The organism is Neobacillus sp. NPDC097160 (genome assembly GCF_044762155.1).
In the GTDB taxonomy this organism is placed as follows: domain Bacteria; phylum Bacillota; class Bacilli; order Bacillales; family Cytobacillaceae; genus Neobacillus.
On record NZ_JBIWDU010000026.1, the window covers coordinates 39,378 to 55,888 of the forward strand.

Sequence of the window (16,511 nt, forward strand, 5' to 3'; positions counted from 1 at the left end):
AGAATGGGTAATTTAATAAAAAGAGAGTTACCTGAAAATTATTATTTATTAATTGACGAATTACAAGCACTCTTAAAGAAATTCGGGTGCTTAGAGAAAATGCAGTTTTTTGGAGTTAGGGCAATAAAGACAGGTAATTATTATTATTGGAAATTAAGGTATAATGGACAAAATTTATTAGTAAGAGTTCCTGATCAACCCTTTAGCAAGATAGACAAACACCAAACCTATTTTGTTAGTTTCAGTAACTTTTTTAAAATTTATTGGTATTTTTCACCAATAAGGGAATTAAGGAAAATCACGATAACTGTTAAGGATTAACGCTTGGCAGTTTTTATCTGAAATGAAGTATAATAAAACTGATGCTAAATTACTAAAATAAAGAAATATCTATAATAGTAATCTTTTAGTAACCTCAAGTTATTTCTTGTTCAACTAAAGGGGCAGGTTGTGAAATAACGTCACATAAGACATATAGTAAACAAAGAAAAAGAGACAGTGTACCATGCTGCCTCTTTTTGTATGGGCTTACAGAAAAGTAAGAATTATTTAATCTCATCTAGTAAAATGATTCTATGTTTTAATTCTGAATTCATATCTAAAACACCTATTACAATTTGATTATCTTCCGTCACTGTTATGTATCTGAAATAATCATCATCAGAAATCAACAAATCGGTGTCATTCATTGTTTTTTCCATTTTGGCAAAGACATCTTCTGTGTACTGAAGGTGAAAAAAATCATCCAAATCTTTGGTTGAGCTACCTACCCAGGTATACAGAAAATCTTTCAGTGTGTTTTGTTCAATCACCGATAATTGTTCCTTGAATTTTAAATTATCTACTGTTACGGTTATCATCTTCCATCACTCCTTAACGAGTATTTATTGTATACATTGAGGTCTGCCCCATCAATGCTATTCGCATAACAATCTGTTTACATTTTAGTTACTAAAGGGGCAGGTTAGTTGTGCGAAATGTTCTGGCTTAAATTGAGGTTGGTCACAATACTCAGGTAAAGGCTAGACAGTTCCTGTCGGAACTGAAGGATTATATCGAAAAATCAAATGATGGGGTAACGCCCTGAAGGGTTCTCTCTTAGTCGAATAGCACTGGATTTAGTAAGAATGATAGTGTTATAAGCTTGGGGAAAAGGAAGCGATAACTTCAAACCCTTACCTATCTGTATGAAGAAGAAGTTGTTTATTTACTTCGCAATTGACACAAATTGCGAACTAATGTTGTCGTTGACTGATATCTCGAAATAAACGATTAAGAGGACTTAATCCTCTTAATCGTTAGTAAACCGGTCAATGCTTTCGCCTGTGCCATCGCAAGAGTCACATTGATCGCCATCACTGAAGTCATATCCTGTTCATAAACAGTCGGGGCAGTCCTTAAAAAGTTTAAAATCAAGCATGATGTTCACCTATTTCAGAGCAATAATGTTCATTAAAAAACCACTTTATTAAGAGTGGGATAGATTAATTTAATAAAGTTAAGCGTGTTGTTGGGACTTCATTTTAATAAAATCAACTAAAATTTTCACTAAACAACATGAAACAACTAATGTCAAAAACGAGTAGAACGAATTCCAGTTTTGCAACTTGTACAAATCGAAGTGCACAAATATAGGAACAGCAATAAAACCAATAATAGCAGACATAACCATTGTCAAGACCATGTAAATACTCCATTTATTGAAATATTGATATATAAGCGTAATTATTACAGGAAGTACAGCAAAATCTACTGCATTAAAACTTTGAAAGAAGGCAAGAAATTGATGTGGGTACGACCAAAATCCATAGAAATGACCAAGTTCATTTAAGTAACTAATCACAGTAAAACTAACCAGGAACGCAATCAATATTAGTTGGAACCTTTTTCTATCAATAAAAATAAAAAGAAAAATCAGCGAGATGAGATTTACAATTAAGATAAACCACCAATGAACACCGAATAAATCATGTGCTAGCCAGTAATCAATTTTCAACTTACTTGATTGCCTGAATAGACTTTCTATGCGATCAAACATGATATCACCCTTTCGAAAATTATTTTCTCCAATGGGTTACTAATGAATACATCAACTTGAAAAGATGTTAAATAAATCATTTTTGCTGCATAGTACGAACAATTGACCCATTATGCGAAACAACGTAACCCAAAAAAGAAGCGTCCAAAAGACTGATTTATTAGAACCAAAATGACAGGAGAGTTAATTACTATCCTATCATTATGTAAGATCCTTAAATTTACGCCTTTTGCTAATAAAATGTGCAATCAAATAAACGAAAAATTGGATTACAAAAGAATACATGTAATTCCACTGAATGGGTACATATACCCCTATCCACTTTAAAATCGGCAGAGCAATTAGAGAAATAATTGCATAGATTAGTGCTTTAATGAATGGATGAGTTCTTGGTTTTATCTGGAGAAGAAACATAACTATAACAGGTAGAATGAAAAGGCTAACAGGAACATAGTTGGAAACGAAAGGGACCACTTCGTAGTCATATCTCCATTTTCCAAGGTAATGCCCTACGTAGTCTATATTAGATGATATCAAGGCGACTAATAGCCCGGCGTAATGTAATCGATCTGCACTTTCTTTGTTTCTAAACTTAATCCAAAGAATTAAAGGGATGATTATTAGAAGTATTCCCATCCACCAACGCCAATGGAATAAAAAATGTTCATACCAAAAATGTAAGTCTTGCTCATTTAGTTTACTAATTTGTTACTTAAATCATTTTGAATCGTTTGAAGTAACAAATAACCACCCTTTCTAAATTAAAGATTTATTTAAAATTTAATCCAGATAGTCCCTATTGTTCGTAAAACTATATATTTTATGCCAAAAATAAAGAAAGTCCATATTAATGAACAGTTCTAGAGGAAAAGGTAAATGGACAAAAAAAGAAACTCAGTAGGATTTTTAGAGGTACTCCCTTAGCTTTCGGGCTAAGGGGGGTATTTTTTTGCCTAAAAGATTGCTCTTCTTTCCAAGTGGACCATAGGGACGGTTCTGCTGGTCCTCACTAACCTCTTTAATGGCCATGAGAACCGTCCCCGTGGAGTCGGTGAACTTAATGAATTGAAAATTGGTCAAGAACGATTAGAAAATAAAATAGATAGTTTTAGAGGTTCAATTGTTAAAGATTTGACACCTTATATTGAAAAAGTGGAGAAACATGTTGAAGATAGCAAGAATGAAATTCACGAGCGTTTTGACCGTTTGGACAGGCAGGTACGTATGATTGATGCAGACCTAGATGGATTAAATATCCAGGTACAATTAAAAAAGAGTGCCAAAACTACTGTCAATTTCGGTGCCGTTTTGAGTACCAGTATTATATATCCTTCTTCAACGGTCAGTTTAATTTAAGTGTAATTATTCACAATCTGTATTTTTAAATGTACTATTCCTCCACACAAAAAAGAATCCCACCAGATGAAAAAGGAGAATGAATTCATTATGAAATCATCCCCTCAAATAGTTTGAAAATGCTTATACTGATATTACTAATCAATGACTCGCTAAACGTTTTTCAAAATCCGCCTTAAACAACAGAATAGCATCAATATTTACAGCAAAATCGTGGTCACTGATATTAAAATTAGTTATAAACTCGTCAGACCTCTCACGAACCATAATTGTCGGACGGATATTGTCTCCAATAGCGTCCTGAGTTACACCACTTCCATAAATATACCAGTTAGTTTCAGTAGGCTTATTTGCTGCATTTTTAGATAAGTCATTTTTTATTATTTCGCATAAATTATCCATAAAATCTTCATTAAGATTAATGTTTTTTCCATATTCACCATCAACAGATATATCAGCATCTCCATACCAAATATTCCTGCTTCTTCGCTTTCCGTCATTTGAAGTGTAAGTTTCATCAAACAAAATCTTCATTTTTATTACCCTCCGTTAATATAAAATTTCTTCACACAATTATATACCAATTAGAAATTGTAAAATAGCTTGCTGTTAGTCTCTCTAACTCGAACAGCAACCACCATTAAGTTTATGCTTATTAAAGTACACTACATCTTTCCTCGTTTCCTTGTTGATTGTAGAATCCAAAAATTGTGAAAAGAAACTTTCCAATTACTATGGCGAGTATTGCTTTTTTATATACCAATACCGATGTCAAAACGACTGCCATTTCGGCACGGATTTTTAGAAAAGCACCTCAAAACGGAACCTATTATTATCTTTAGGGGCATTACGATTAAATGATCGGTTCTTTATTATTATCCAGATAGTGGTCATACATTTCTAAATTCTCCAGCAGGCTGTGCTTATAAGCTAGTAATGCTTTTTTAACTACATTGTTATATTTCCCGTCATTAAGCTCTCTCTCACATTCATCTAATTCCCTGTTTTTTACTAATATAAGCTCGTTAAATATGCTTCCTAATTCTCTACCCATTCTAAGACCCCCAATTTTTTAGACTATAAAACTATTTCTATAGCTTTAGGATGGACAACTTTTTACTAGATGATACCTTGGATCGCGATTCATTTTAATTTTGGGTATTAGGGCGAATTAAGTGGAATTTATATTTTATCACATAGGATATTCCGACAGATTTTTTCTACTTGAATTAAACAAAAGGCTTGCCTTTCAAGCGTTCCGGCATTTTCAATCAAACGTTTAATTGGTGTTGAAAAAAGGAATAATGTGGAGAATGATGTTGCTTTTAAAGAGTGGAATCATTTTCTGGGGAATATTGTTGTTTTTTCGAATAAAATCAGCGACAAAAAGTTTGTCTACTTGAATAGTAAACTCGCTACATAGCAGCGTTTATACGGTTTTCAAACAAACAATTGGTTAGTTTTTTATTTAGGGAAAATGGTCGATAGTTGACCTTTTTTGGGGAACAGCTCGTTCTTTATGAATTGTTGCTATTTTCCCTTCAACGTTCAACAAATTTTTCATAGAAAAGGATGGATAAAGATTTATTTAACAGGGTTATGGGTGAATTTAATCAAACGATTATTTAATGTTGAATTAACAAAAAATTTGCCGAAAATGTATGAATATTGGTAGATTTAGAACCCAGTTTGGATTAACTTAATGATCCTTGCTGGGTTCTTTTTCACGGTGCAGCCACACCTCCGCGGCTTACCATTTAACGGGTTTTCTTTAGGTTCGCTCCTTCATCCGTTCGGGAAGAGTCTGGATCGACTGAACCACTAGATCAAGCTTTGACTCAATTCGGTAAAGCAGATAGAGGGTAACAACGATCGGGAATCCCACCTGGCTGATGATTGGAATAAGCTGGTCCACTTTTCTTACCTCCTTTTTTAAAAAGAGGCCGGCTTCCTTCGCACAGGGAATCCGGCCTCATTCATTATTAAGCAAGCTCGTAATCTGTAATATTACGTTCGACTACTCTTGCTCCTTTTGATACTGCGAGTCTACCGCTTGACGTTGTGAAAATGTCCGATGCAATAATCTGCTCCATCGAAAGTTTCACGATTTCCTCATCAATCGGCTCTTTCGGATTATCAACCGAAATACGGGCAGTCTTGCCAAACTCTGTCCCAAATTGTAATTCCAAGGTCTTTGCCACTTCATTCACCTCCTATCATTATTAATGGGCTAGTGTTACTATTGGTGTCAGGCACCGTTCGTGGACACTGTCCACCCGAGGAGGACACCACTAGCTTTTGCTGGTGATTATGCCTGGAGGTCGATGCTGTCGTTGCGTTCTACTTTGTTTAGTGTGTCTTTGCATAATACAGTGATTGCTTGTGCTGCTTGAAATAATTGATCTGTGGTCGCAGATTTTGTGACGTTGTTAAACGTCTTCGATTTGAGGATTGGTTTTCCCTCGTCATCCACGCCTGCATTAAACACCAAGCGAAGCTTCGTTGATTCTAATGACGCTACTGCCATTGTCGCTCACCTCCTTTCACTCTCTATATAGATAAAAGTTGGTGAAAAGGACAGGGCGGATGGAATTATTTTATATAAATATATTGTTTGGGATTGAATGCTGGAATTGTGGTCCGGACTGGAGAGTTTGATTCGCCTTTTGAGCCAAGTGCGACTTACAGAGTGGTCGTCTCAATGGATTTAGAATCAAAAAGTCGGGAATTTTTAGTTAGAAGTGTATTCAATAGTTTATTGGATGCATTTCATTCTGGATTTTTTTTAAAAGTGAAGCCAATGGTCCCTATTGGGTGCATAACTTTCGGGATATTTACCAGAAATGAAGCCAATAGCCCTCATTGGATGCATTTCACTCAAGATTTTTCCTAGAAATGAAGCCAATAACCCTCATTTAATGCATTTCACTCAAGAATTTTACCAAAAATGAAGCAAATGCGGCTCGATGGTGACCGGCTGGTTGCTAAGCGGATCGACCTGTTGTTACTTTAAATCCATTGGTGCGATGCAGACGGGCCGGACGAAGATTTCTGGAAAGTGGTATTACTTTAATCAAAGTGGGGCTTTAAAATAAATATCCCTACTCGAGCGGTTTTATTTTTAAGATATCAGTGGTATTTATGCCAAATCACTTAATTAAAAAAGTACCCTATAGAGAGACCTTCAAAGTGTCTACTCTATAGGGTACTTTTTAAGTTTGAAGCGCCCTTTTTTGATTTATTTTAGAGAAGGAATTGGATGTTGTCTATTGCTTCATTTTTTTAAGATAACTCTCTAAAATGTGTGGCTCGATTTCGACCCATTTCCTTGGAAGCATAGAGGGCTTGATCTGCATTTTTCATGATTGATTCTTCTGTATCTTTCTTAGTAAATGTCGCTGCCCCAATACTTATTGTTAAACTGCCAGTCTCTTTCCATTCAGCTATTTCAACCTTTTGATTAAGATTCTGAGCAATTGCTATTGCTTCTTCCACATCAGTATTCGGAAGAATTATTGTAAATTCTTCACCACCGAATCGCGCAGGAATATCTTCAGGCCGCGCCTGATTTTTTAGGATAATTGCTAATTTCACAAGGACAATATCACCTATTTGATGCCCATATGTATCATTCACTTTTTTGAAATGATCAATATCAATAATAAGCAGAGAGAACGTTTTTTGTTCTTTGCGGTACCATTCAATCTGCTCTTCCAGCTTTTCTTGAAAGAATCTTCTGTTCGGAATGCCTGTGAGCTTATCTGTATTTGATATTTCAACTAATCCTGAATTGATTTCCATTAATTCAATCTGTTTCTTTTCTATTTCAAGATAGATTTGTTCTAGTTTTGCAAAAGCTAGATCCTTTTTTATGTAGGCCTCTTCCATTTGTTTTTTAGTCGTACGTAATTCTAATTCATAATCAATTCGCTTTTTCATTTGAACCAAAATACAGTCAATCATTTCTATACTACCTTGCTCTAAACGTCTTGCATTCATCAAATAAGGAACGGATTCACCATTTTGGTTTCTAAGATTAATGAATAGCTCTTCTACATACCCGTGTAAATTAATATTCGGATAAAAATAAGAATGAAAAATCAGCTTATTTCCCGTCGTTAATAACGATTCAAAATGCTTTCCTACTAGATCCTCTTGCTTGCAGCCCATCCATTCAAGGAAGGTTTTATTGATCTCCATCATATAGCCATTACGGTCAATCGATATAAACCCACAAGGTGCCTCTCTTAATCTTTCATCCATAATTAATCCCCTTTGATAAATTAATTCATTAGATAATCTATTATAATCTTAGTTGTTTCTAATGGTTGACTAATATGTGGATAATGACCTCTTGCATCTATGATTTGAAGCGTACTATTTGGTAAATGCTTATTTAAATATTCTCCTACTTCTATTGGAACAATGCTATCCTTCGAGCATTGAATAATAAGTGTAGGTACCTTTACTAAGGGTAAGCTCGATCGATAATCCGAAAAGAATGTTACCTCTGCAAACTCCTTTGCTACACGGGAGTTCGTTGTGACAAAGCTATTCTCCAGTTCTTTAGTTAGCTCAGAATCCTTAGGTTGGTCCATTGCTAAAGGCGCCATATAGCTTGCCCAGCCTGCAAAATTCATCTCCATCATCGCAAGTAATTCTTTAATATCACTTTGTTCAAACCCACCAACATAACCGTCTGTATCATTTAAATAACAAGGCGAAGGCGCAATCATAATTAGCTTATCGAAGTAATCCGGCCGCTCAATCGCAGCCAGCATACCAATCATTGAACTAATCGAATGGCCAATAAATAGTATATGTTGAAGATCCATTCCTTCAATTATATCTAGAACATCCTGCATATAACCATGAAGCGTGCTATATTTTTCAGATTGGTACGCTGTAATATCTGAATCTCCTGACCCTACATAGTCAAATAAAATAATTCGATAGCTCTCTGCCAATTTTGGAGTGATATATTGCCACATGCTCTGATCACAACCAAATCCATGCGCAAAAATAATCGTTTGCTCTCCCTGTCCCATTACCTTCACATTATTTCGTTTCATCACATCATTCATGACAAATGCTTCCTTTCCTTTGTACACTATATTTATTTTGAACGAATACACTTTATATTTCTAGTGAAATTTGCCATTTAATTTCTACTTAACCTATGTTACGTATTACTAATTTAATAAAAATACAGCCCAACCAAATTAGCTAGACTGTTTCACTTGACACTATTATAAACCTCATTTATTTATGATACGGTTCTCCATAACAAAAATCCCCCTGTCACATCGACAAGGGGATCCAATTGATTAAAATTTAATCAGTTTTAGTTGACTGCCCTCTACATAAAGGAATTCTCCCTTTTGAAAATCAATAGAAAGAGGGTCTGGGAGGTAATCGTCAACTGTCATAAGCTTTTTGATGAGATTACCATTAAAATCATAGATTCCAAGAGTAGTTTCATCAGTGTCATAGTCATTTACATATGCGGCAAAACGTTTGTTTTTGACATCAACATCTAGAATATTAGCATATCCGTTAAGAGTATCAAAAATAGTAGATTCTGAAAAAGTATTTACTGCTTTCGTCGCAAAATCGTAGAAATAAGTAACAGATTCGTCGCTTATGTAATCCTCTGTTATTAGTCCATTATTGGATACTGTATAGTTTGAGTCACCACAGCCGTTCTTACCATAGAGCTTTACATTAAGACTTGAAACAGTTTGAATATTATTTCCGTTTAAATCCATTGTTTGTAATTTTCCATCTTTTACAAAATGAATTGTATTTTGTTTTACCCAGAAATCGACAACTCCGGTTGCAAGTGTGGCTTTGCTGTTATCCGTAAGATTTATTTTCACGACAGTAAAATTACTGAATGCTTTGTTTTCAACCTTTGCATAATAAATATAGGAACCAGAAACAAAGAATTGATCCTGTGTGGTCGATGATACCTTATCGTCCGTTACCTTTGTTATTTTACCTGAGGCATCCCGTTTCAATAGTTCTAGGATTTCAGCATAACCGCCGCCACACCCTCCTGCATATTCACCAGAGAAAAGGTAGTTGGTATAATATAGATCCGCCCCGACAGCTTGAACCGATTTAATTGGGTTTATTGCCCATTCGAAATTTTCAGTGGCAATATCACCTTTTTGAAAGTAATGATGAAGATCATCTATAGCGATTGCCGGTTTTGGATTGCCCTTTAAATCATAAACATTTTCCTTTATCACCAATGTGCTCGTTCCATTAGGTTCAGATTTGTAGATTCCAGAACTAATGGCGTCTGTTCCATTTACAGTATAATAAATCGCATGATCAGGCTCTAATGTAGCATTTTCATCCCATGAACCGTTATCACGAAGGAAGTAATCCTTACCTCCGTCTTTAATCCAGCCGGTCATCATGGCTCCACTATTATTTAAGTAGTACCAGCTCGCTCCATCTTTCAACCAACCTGTCTTCATAGCACCGCTGTTATTTAAGTAGTACCAGTTCGCGCCGTCATTCAACCAGCCTGTCTTCATGGCTCCGCTATTATTTAAGTAGTACCAGTTCGCGCCGTCATTCAACCAGCCTGTCTTCATGGCTCCACTATTACTTAAATAGTACCAATTTGCACCATCTTTTAACCAGCCGGTCTTCATGGCTCCACTGTTATTCAAATAGTACCAGTTCACTCCATCTTTCAGCCAACCCGTTTTCATGGCACCGGATCCATCAAAGAAATACCATTCGTTTTGAATAGTCGCCCAGCCAGTTTTCATCATTCCTTTTGAATCCAAGTAGTACCACTTTTGCCCTTGGAAGAGCCACCCTTTTTGCAGCGCTCCACTTGCATTATAGTAGTACCAATGACCATTTTGATACTGCCATTGATTCTGAGCTGCAGATGCGTTAGATGCTGGTAATGCGAATAAAACTAGCAACGCAGCGAGCATGAATGCCGTTAACTTGTTTCTCAAAGCCAATTCCCCCTATTAATTTAGTAAATATTAACAAGGAATATATTACTATATTTTGATGATATTGTCATATTATTCGCATTACTTTTTTCCTATTAGTCTATGAAAGGATAAGTGATTTTTCCTAAAAAATAGATACTCTAGATTATACCTATTAATGTCGGAATGATTTTTGATGTGATTTATAAATATAACCTATTTTATTACACTTCCTTCGACAGATTTTTTTCTGTTAGATGAATTAAAGGACTTACCTATCAAGCGATCCGGCATATTTAATCAAACGTTTAGTTGTGTGAAAAAAAGGGATAAAGGGGAGAACGATGTTGTTTCCAAAGAATGAAATCATTTTCTGGTTAGAAAAGGTAATAATATAGGTAAGAGGTGTATCGCAAAGAATGAAAAAGATGCTAATCGCTTGTATACTATCCCTTGTGCTTGTTACATTTTTTCAAATAAAATTGGCTTCAGCAAATGAACTAACTCAAGACTCCGAAGAACTTCGGTTACAAGATATGCTAATGATTATGTTAACTCCGAATATTAGTGAAGTGCTGCGGAACTACTACGGTCCAAATACGCCTGGGATTACTCCGTGGAAAATCCATATCATCCAAACCAAAAGAGTACAACATTTCCGTGGCTTTATGTTAGATATTACTTTTGAAATAGAGCCTACCACGGGGCACAACGTTTCTATTGGCAAGGACCGCATTACTTATCGAATCTCTTACGGTCCTTCAGTTGAGTTGATTGAACACACTCACTTAGCGACATATGAATTACCACCTGAATTACAAGAACCAACATCGTTTAATTTTAATCATCTGCCACGTTTATTTAAGTATGTTCTTTCAAAACCCTATTAGGTCATGCTTAACCAATCATTCCAAGGTAAGGTGTTTCTCTTTGAAAAATGGACTTAATTCACTCCGCTAATAAAGTACATAAAAAAACCGTCAATCCTCATGGATCAACGCCATCTTTAGTTTAAATGGATGATTTCACAATGAATCAAGCGAACCCACTGCTACTTAACCATGCACGTCTCCCCTTTTTCATTAAACGCTTGCTTAAAATCAAATGCAAAAGGAGTGGGTCCATTCTGAATATAATAGTTGTACCTCTTGGAAGCTTCCGCCCATGAGACATCCTTCAGCTTCTCTGTCCACCACACAACATATGAAAGGTGTTTCTCTTGGTAAGGCTCCATCCATTTGCTCCTATCTCGCAACGCTTGCCTATGCTTACCTGAATAGGTAAAACAATATAAGGATTGAAGGTCCTTCCATACCGTTAGTGTAAGAACAGGGAAACCATCCCCCTTTATAGCTTCTTCAGGAGATTCTCTTCACAAACATTAAAAGCTTAAAGACTTCAATCAAAATTACTCATTCAACACTTTAACGATGTGAATATTGAATTAGTAACGACCGATCAGTTGAAAGGATACTTAGCAAAGTCTAGTGCACACTTAAAACCATCAAGTTTAGCTCATCGATTCGATTTATTAAATCAATATTTCGTTGGTCACACGAAGAAGGGCTAATATAAAAATCAAGCTGCGAAAATCAAAAAACCTAAACGAGGGAAACGAATTCCAAAATTTTAACGGAGAGGGAAATTGAACATTTAAGAGAAGCGTGCATTACTCCGATGGAAGAGGCTTTATTTGAATTTATGTTTTCAACGGGGGGTAGAATACTTTGTACTGCACCCCAAAAGTTTGAGTAAATTCTAACTTTTGGGGTCACCACACTTCCGCTGCTTTTTTACACTATTGCACCCGTTAGTTGTACAACGGCTACTTATTTTTTCTTTTGTCTATATATTTTTTCGGTAAAATATAAAACTATAACTAAAGTAGCGAATGTTATAATAAACCCAAAAATATTATTAACGTTAAAAAAGTAACTTATTAAATGATAAACACAGTAAACAGATAAAATTACTAATAAAACAAGTATTGCTAATTTCTTATCTTTAGACTTCATAACATAAATAATAGCTATGAATGCAAAAAAACAACTATCAAACAAATCCATATTGTTACTTCACCTCCAAACATAATAATTAATATTTACTTTTTTCTCCTTGATCAACAATCCTGCTTCGTTACTTGAAGAAGAAAAGGGCATTACCGTTGTTCCAGTAATGCACCCGTTAGTGAAGTAAGGGAAGGCTTTTGTTCTCTAAAGGAGTTGCGTCGGGAAAATGCTGAATTACCACGTTAAGGAAGTTTCAAGCCATTTAAAAAAATTTTCCACCAAAAATAATCAAAAATTATAAGGATGTCTATCCCAAACAAAATGTAAGCGGAAATTTTGTGTTTTTTCATATATTCTTCAACCCCACCCATAATGACACCACAAAAAAAGAAAAGATAGCCCAATCTGGTAAGCCATATCGTAAACGAAGTTTCAGATGGGACTAAGAATGAGCGGATAATGATCATAACAACTCCTATTACAATCAACAAACGCTCCAATATGGTAAGCCTCTGGAGTTGATTCAATTTATTCACCCTCACTTACATTTTTATAAGAATAAATTCATAATTTCTTCACAAATAACTGTTTTCATTATTATCAACTAGCGTATTCTACTATATTCTTCATTATTTGATACACGAAATTAATTCCTTTATTTCATACTCCTTCTTCAAGTAACCTGTCCGTTAGTGGATCAAAGAAAAAAAGTCGCCGCATCGACCTCTTATGGAACATAAGCACTCTATAGTTTAAGTGAAACACTTCACATACCCAATCCGATACAAACAGGGGGAGTAGTCCAATCTTTAGTCCAAAAACAAAATAAGGCTGAAGGGTAACTTGAAATAGGCTGTTAAATCAGTAACAGCGACCTAAAAGGATTCATAATTTGTTAAAGAGAGTACACGTAGTATCTCTTATTTGCACAAAACTGAAAAAATTTCTTCGTTCAAATCTCTTTTTAGATGTCAGTTTAGCCTAATAATTAAATAAAAAGGGGAGGTAAAAATGCACAATTTTCAAAATGAACTTCAAACTTTAGGAATGGATAATTTCCAAGTCGGTAATTTAATTCCAATCGATCCAAACCTCAATGATCCACGTCATTTTGGCGGAATGCGTTGTGGCGGCGGAATGCGTTGTGGCGGCGGAATGCGTTGTGGCGGTGGAATGCGTTGTGGCGGTGGAATGCGTTGTGGAGGATTCCGTTGCGGAGGATTCCGATGTTTCGGTTGCTTCGGTTGCTTCGGCTGTGGCGGCTGTGGTGGCTGTGGTGGCTGTGGCAGCTGCTACAACGGTTACGACGGATACAACGGATACAACGGTTTGTACGGTTACTAATTCACCAAAGAAAAAATGGATATCTAAGGAAACAAAGTGCCCATGCATAATTTGCCGCAAGGGCACTTCTTTAATGATAGTTCTAATCGTAACGATTAGAACTTCCTGCACTCACTAAACTACCCGTTAGTGTAAGTACATTTTTTCACAATCTTACTCTGATTTGTTTTTTCTCCTATTTTGCTGATTCTATAAAAATACCTACAAATCCAATAAATCCCCATAGGAATTAAGCAATATCCATCTTTTCAGTGTGGATTAAGGTAAATCACTTACATTGCAAGAATCATAGCAGTTACTAACATAAATGTGTCAATTTTATCTCTGACCCTCATTTTAATTTCTCCAAATAACTTACTAAATTTTAACATACCTATATTTCCTAATTGGGCTTTATGACTGTTGAGGTGAAATTGCATAAAGATGTCCAGTTAATACAAAAAAATAACTTGCAACACATTTATAAATACATACTATTTCCTTTAAGAGAAGCAAACCGCTATTAATTACATTTGACCTAAAAAAGTAATACCTCTACCAAAGACGCAAAGGTACGAAGGTAATATGGACACTCACACATTGGTGATGTTCGTAATACATATTAAATAAGACTCTTAGTCAAACTTTATAGGCTTTGGAGAGGAATGATGAAATGTCCGCAAAAAATACCTTCGATTATATTGTAATAGGTGCGGGTACTGCTGGTGGGGTAATTGCAAAGAAATTATCGGATGACATAACAAACTCTGTAATTGTCCTGGAACCAGGAACAAATATGGTTAAAGAACTAAGCAGTCCTTCTGGGGCAGTATCAGGGATATTGGCTTCTGATAATAGGCATTCCTTTAATATCCTTACAAATGCAGAGCCAAGTATTGGGAATCAGCAGCTTAGAATATCAAGCGGCAGAACAATCGGGGGAAGCTCCGAGCATAATGCCATGTATGCTGTACGGGGAAGCAGTGAACTTTATGATGAGTGGGCACAAATAGTTGGATCTCAATGGAGTTATAACAATGTCTGTTCTTTATTCATAAAAAATGAAACTTATACAGGAAAGACGCAGGAACCCGAAGAACGCGGAAGAAACGGCCCTATTTTTGTTAGACAGCAAAACATTCCAAACGATGGGCTTACTTATACGCTAGCAAAAGCAGCATCAGATGTATTAAATATTCCCATTGTCGAGGATTACAATACTGGTATAAGGGATTGTACATTTTTTAAATCACAATTTTTAAATAAGGAAGTGAATGTACACTTCGTTCGTTCATCCACTGCTACAGGTTATTTAAATAGACAAATTGTAACACAAGGAAATGAGTTCCATCCAGATGAAGATGGGGTTTGCCGCAGAAATTTAGTTATTTTGGCTAAAACAACCGTGAATAAAATTCTTTTTGAAGATGATGGAGGAGTTCAAATTGCCGTGGGCGTTGAATTTGTCCGAAACGGTAAATCAAATAGAGTATACGGTAAAAAGGGGATTATTGTTAGTGCAGGAAATTTTTCCTCTGTTATATTACAACGTTCTGGAATAGGGAACCCTGATGATCTGGCTAGAGCAGGTATTAAAACAATTATAAACAGCCCCAATGTGGGGCATAACTTTCAAGCCCATTTTACGACGGGAATGGGAGTAGAAGTTAATACCAAGCGGATTTTAGATCTCATGACTGCAGACCCAGACAATCCATTTCCACTGGGAGCTTTTAAAGGAGACGGCAGAAGTGGAGGCCGACGCCTTCAAATATATGGATCCCCAACACCAACGTTTCTCCCCACTCAAGATGTACTGGTTAATAATTGGGGGTTTGATCCTAAAAAGAAGAGCAATATTATGAGCATTGGCCTTTTTGACCTAAACCCAAAAAGTAGGGGTACTATATTGGCCGCACATAGCGATCCTGAAGCCTATCCTACCATCGACCTAAATCCACTTGGAGATCTTGATGACCTCGATTTCATGGTTGATCAGTATATTGAGACCTTCCACATTATGAAGAAGGCACGTAAACTTGACCCTGAAGGCATTTATAAAGTGGTATATCCACCTGAAAAAATCTTTGAGATAAGCAATAAGGAAGAACAGCGAAAAAAATTAGAAAGTTACGTAAGGGCTTCTTATCGCAATATTTTCCACTTTGGAGGTCAATGCAAGATGGCCAGGAGTATTAATGGCGGAGTTGTAGATGGATATCTGAATGTCTTTGGCACTAGGAACCTGAAAGTCGCCGATCTTTCCATCTCCCCCATTTTACCAGATGGCAACACTTCCATGCCTTCCCAAATGATTGGTTTAAATGCTGTTAAATTTATTCAGGACCAAGAATGAGTAGATGAAATCTAGTTTAATTTAAGACTAAGATATATAACAAGAAGTCCATCTTCTATTAATGATGAAAAAGGATGTTGGTTAGAATTTGACCAACGTTTTTTTATCTCATAAATAATTCGAAATATTCTGTTCTCAACAATCTTTGGGTTCGATTTCTCCTAATCACCTCTCCGTTATGAATAACAAAATGCCGTTCTGATTCGCAGCAATATCCTGAACAGGTGATTTTTACACTGTGGTGGAAGCTCAGCTTTTACCTTGGCGACACAATTCAATAAAAACCGTAATTACAACCATGTGAAGGTAGTTGTTGCTTTTATTTGGTTTAAAGTAAATTAAGTTAAATTATATTCTTCAACTAACCTGCCCGTTAGTGGAACAAGAAAAAGGGTTACCGCAGTAATCCTCGATGTTCAACTAAAGCACCCGATAGTTGAAGTAGATTAATGATTAGTCCCTTT

General features: G+C 35.8%; 19 protein-coding genes and 1 pseudogene. 7 read left to right on the forward strand and 13 right to left on the reverse strand.

Features of this window, described 5'->3' with window-relative positions; genetic code table 11:
- Nucleotides 1-3 precede the first annotated feature (3 nt).
- The gene (locus tag ACIQXV_RS26730; RefSeq protein ID WP_402964482.1) at nt 4-321 is read left to right on the forward strand and encodes a hypothetical protein; all 318 of its coding nucleotides are present in this window, start codon (nt 4-6) and stop codon (nt 319-321) included.
- 224 nt (nt 322-545) lie between these two features.
- Here ACIQXV_RS26730 and ACIQXV_RS26735 read toward each other — a convergent pair whose 3' ends face one another.
- The 4 genes from ACIQXV_RS26735 to ACIQXV_RS26750 form a co-directional block, all read right to left on the reverse strand.
- A complete protein-coding gene (locus ACIQXV_RS26735; RefSeq protein WP_402964485.1) occupies nt 546-860 on the reverse strand; it encodes a hypothetical protein in 315 nt (104 codons plus the stop codon).
- Between the two features lie 412 nt (nt 861-1,272).
- Nucleotides 1,273-1,416 carry a hypothetical protein gene (locus tag ACIQXV_RS26740; RefSeq protein WP_402964488.1) on the reverse strand — a complete coding sequence of 48 codons (144 nt, stop codon included), beginning with the start codon at nt 1,414-1,416 and terminating at the stop codon, nt 1,273-1,275.
- Nucleotides 1,417-1,498: 82 nt separating this feature from the next.
- The gene (locus tag ACIQXV_RS26745) at nt 1,499-2,038 is read right to left on the reverse strand and encodes a CBO0543 family protein (RefSeq protein WP_402964491.1); all 540 of its coding nucleotides are present in this window, start codon (nt 2,036-2,038) and stop codon (nt 1,499-1,501) included.
- A 201-nt stretch (nt 2,039-2,239) separates the two neighbouring features.
- Nucleotides 2,240-2,674, reverse strand: coding sequence for a CBO0543 family protein (locus tag ACIQXV_RS26750; RefSeq protein ID WP_402964494.1), 435 nt, complete (start codon nt 2,672-2,674; stop codon nt 2,240-2,242).
- Nucleotides 2,675-3,103: 429 nt separating this feature from the next.
- Between ACIQXV_RS26750 and ACIQXV_RS26755 the strand changes: the two genes are divergently transcribed.
- Nucleotides 3,104-3,394, forward strand: a complete 291-nt coding sequence (locus tag ACIQXV_RS26755) for a hypothetical protein (RefSeq protein ID WP_402964497.1) — start codon at nt 3,104-3,106, stop codon at nt 3,392-3,394.
- A 141-nt stretch (nt 3,395-3,535) separates the two neighbouring features.
- Here ACIQXV_RS26755 and ACIQXV_RS26760 read toward each other — a convergent pair whose 3' ends face one another.
- The 5 genes from ACIQXV_RS26760 to ACIQXV_RS26780 form a co-directional block, all read right to left on the reverse strand.
- Nucleotides 3,536-3,928 carry a hypothetical protein gene (locus ACIQXV_RS26760; RefSeq protein WP_402964500.1) on the reverse strand — a complete coding sequence of 131 codons (393 nt, stop codon included), beginning with the start codon at nt 3,926-3,928 and terminating at the stop codon, nt 3,536-3,538.
- A gap of 319 nt (nt 3,929-4,247) precedes the next feature.
- Nucleotides 4,248-4,448, reverse strand: a complete 201-nt coding sequence (locus tag ACIQXV_RS26765; RefSeq protein WP_402964503.1) for a hypothetical protein — start codon at nt 4,446-4,448, stop codon at nt 4,248-4,250.
- A 717-nt stretch (nt 4,449-5,165) separates the two neighbouring features.
- Complete coding sequence (locus ACIQXV_RS26770) at nt 5,166-5,309, reverse strand: YvrJ family protein (protein WP_149871858.1); 144 nt, start codon at nt 5,307-5,309, stop codon at nt 5,166-5,168.
- Nucleotides 5,310-5,376: 67 nt separating this feature from the next.
- Nucleotides 5,377-5,595, reverse strand: a complete 219-nt coding sequence (locus tag ACIQXV_RS26775; RefSeq protein WP_402964507.1) for a DUF2922 domain-containing protein — start codon at nt 5,593-5,595, stop codon at nt 5,377-5,379.
- A 107-nt stretch (nt 5,596-5,702) separates the two neighbouring features.
- The gene (locus ACIQXV_RS26780) at nt 5,703-5,921 is read right to left on the reverse strand and encodes a DUF1659 domain-containing protein (RefSeq protein ID WP_402964510.1); all 219 of its coding nucleotides are present in this window, start codon (nt 5,919-5,921) and stop codon (nt 5,703-5,705) included.
- 439 nt (nt 5,922-6,360) lie between these two features.
- On the opposite strand from ACIQXV_RS26780, the gene ACIQXV_RS26785 reads away from it, so the two are divergent.
- Nucleotides 6,361-6,489, forward strand: coding sequence for a hypothetical protein (locus ACIQXV_RS26785; protein ID WP_402964513.1), 129 nt, complete (start codon nt 6,361-6,363; stop codon nt 6,487-6,489).
- Nucleotides 6,490-6,676: 187 nt separating this feature from the next.
- Here the strand turns inward: ACIQXV_RS26785 and ACIQXV_RS26790 are convergent, their stop codons facing one another.
- From ACIQXV_RS26790 to ACIQXV_RS26800, 3 genes are all read right to left on the reverse strand, one after another.
- Entirely contained in the window at nt 6,677-7,657 is a 981-nt protein-coding gene (locus ACIQXV_RS26790; protein WP_402964516.1) for a sensor domain-containing diguanylate cyclase, read from the reverse strand.
- Between the two features lie 20 nt (nt 7,658-7,677).
- Entirely contained in the window at nt 7,678-8,478 is an 801-nt protein-coding gene (locus ACIQXV_RS26795) for an alpha/beta fold hydrolase (RefSeq protein WP_402964519.1), read from the reverse strand.
- Between the two features lie 243 nt (nt 8,479-8,721).
- Nucleotides 8,722-10,380 (reverse strand): cell wall-binding repeat-containing protein, encoded by a 1,659-nt coding sequence (locus ACIQXV_RS26800; protein WP_402964522.1) that lies wholly within the window; start codon nt 10,378-10,380, stop codon nt 8,722-8,724.
- Between the two features lie 398 nt (nt 10,381-10,778).
- On the opposite strand from ACIQXV_RS26800, the gene ACIQXV_RS26805 reads away from it, so the two are divergent.
- Entirely contained in the window at nt 10,779-11,249 is a 471-nt protein-coding gene (locus tag ACIQXV_RS26805) for a DUF3888 domain-containing protein (protein ID WP_402964525.1), read from the forward strand.
- 161 nt (nt 11,250-11,410) lie between these two features.
- Here ACIQXV_RS26805 and ACIQXV_RS26810 read toward each other — a convergent pair whose 3' ends face one another.
- Nucleotides 11,411-11,710 (reverse strand): DUF3291 domain-containing protein, encoded by a 300-nt coding sequence (locus tag ACIQXV_RS26810; protein WP_402964534.1) that lies wholly within the window; start codon nt 11,708-11,710, stop codon nt 11,411-11,413.
- Between the two features lie 63 nt (nt 11,711-11,773).
- Between ACIQXV_RS26810 and ACIQXV_RS26815 the strand changes: the two are divergent.
- The 3 genes and pseudogenes from ACIQXV_RS26815 to ACIQXV_RS26825 form a co-directional block, all read left to right on the forward strand.
- A pseudogene (locus ACIQXV_RS26815) lies at nt 11,774-12,084 on the forward strand (tyrosine-type recombinase/integrase); the annotation flags it as partial.
- Nucleotides 12,085-13,415: 1,331 nt separating this feature from the next.
- On the forward strand, nt 13,416-13,712 hold the full coding sequence (locus tag ACIQXV_RS26820; protein WP_402964537.1) for a heterocycloanthracin/sonorensin family bacteriocin: 297 nt from the start codon (nt 13,416-13,418) through the stop codon (nt 13,710-13,712).
- A gap of 652 nt (nt 13,713-14,364) precedes the next feature.
- Nucleotides 14,365-16,047, forward strand: coding sequence for a GMC family oxidoreductase (locus ACIQXV_RS26825; protein ID WP_402964528.1), 1,683 nt, complete (start codon nt 14,365-14,367; stop codon nt 16,045-16,047).
- Nucleotides 16,048-16,511 lie beyond the last annotated feature (464 nt).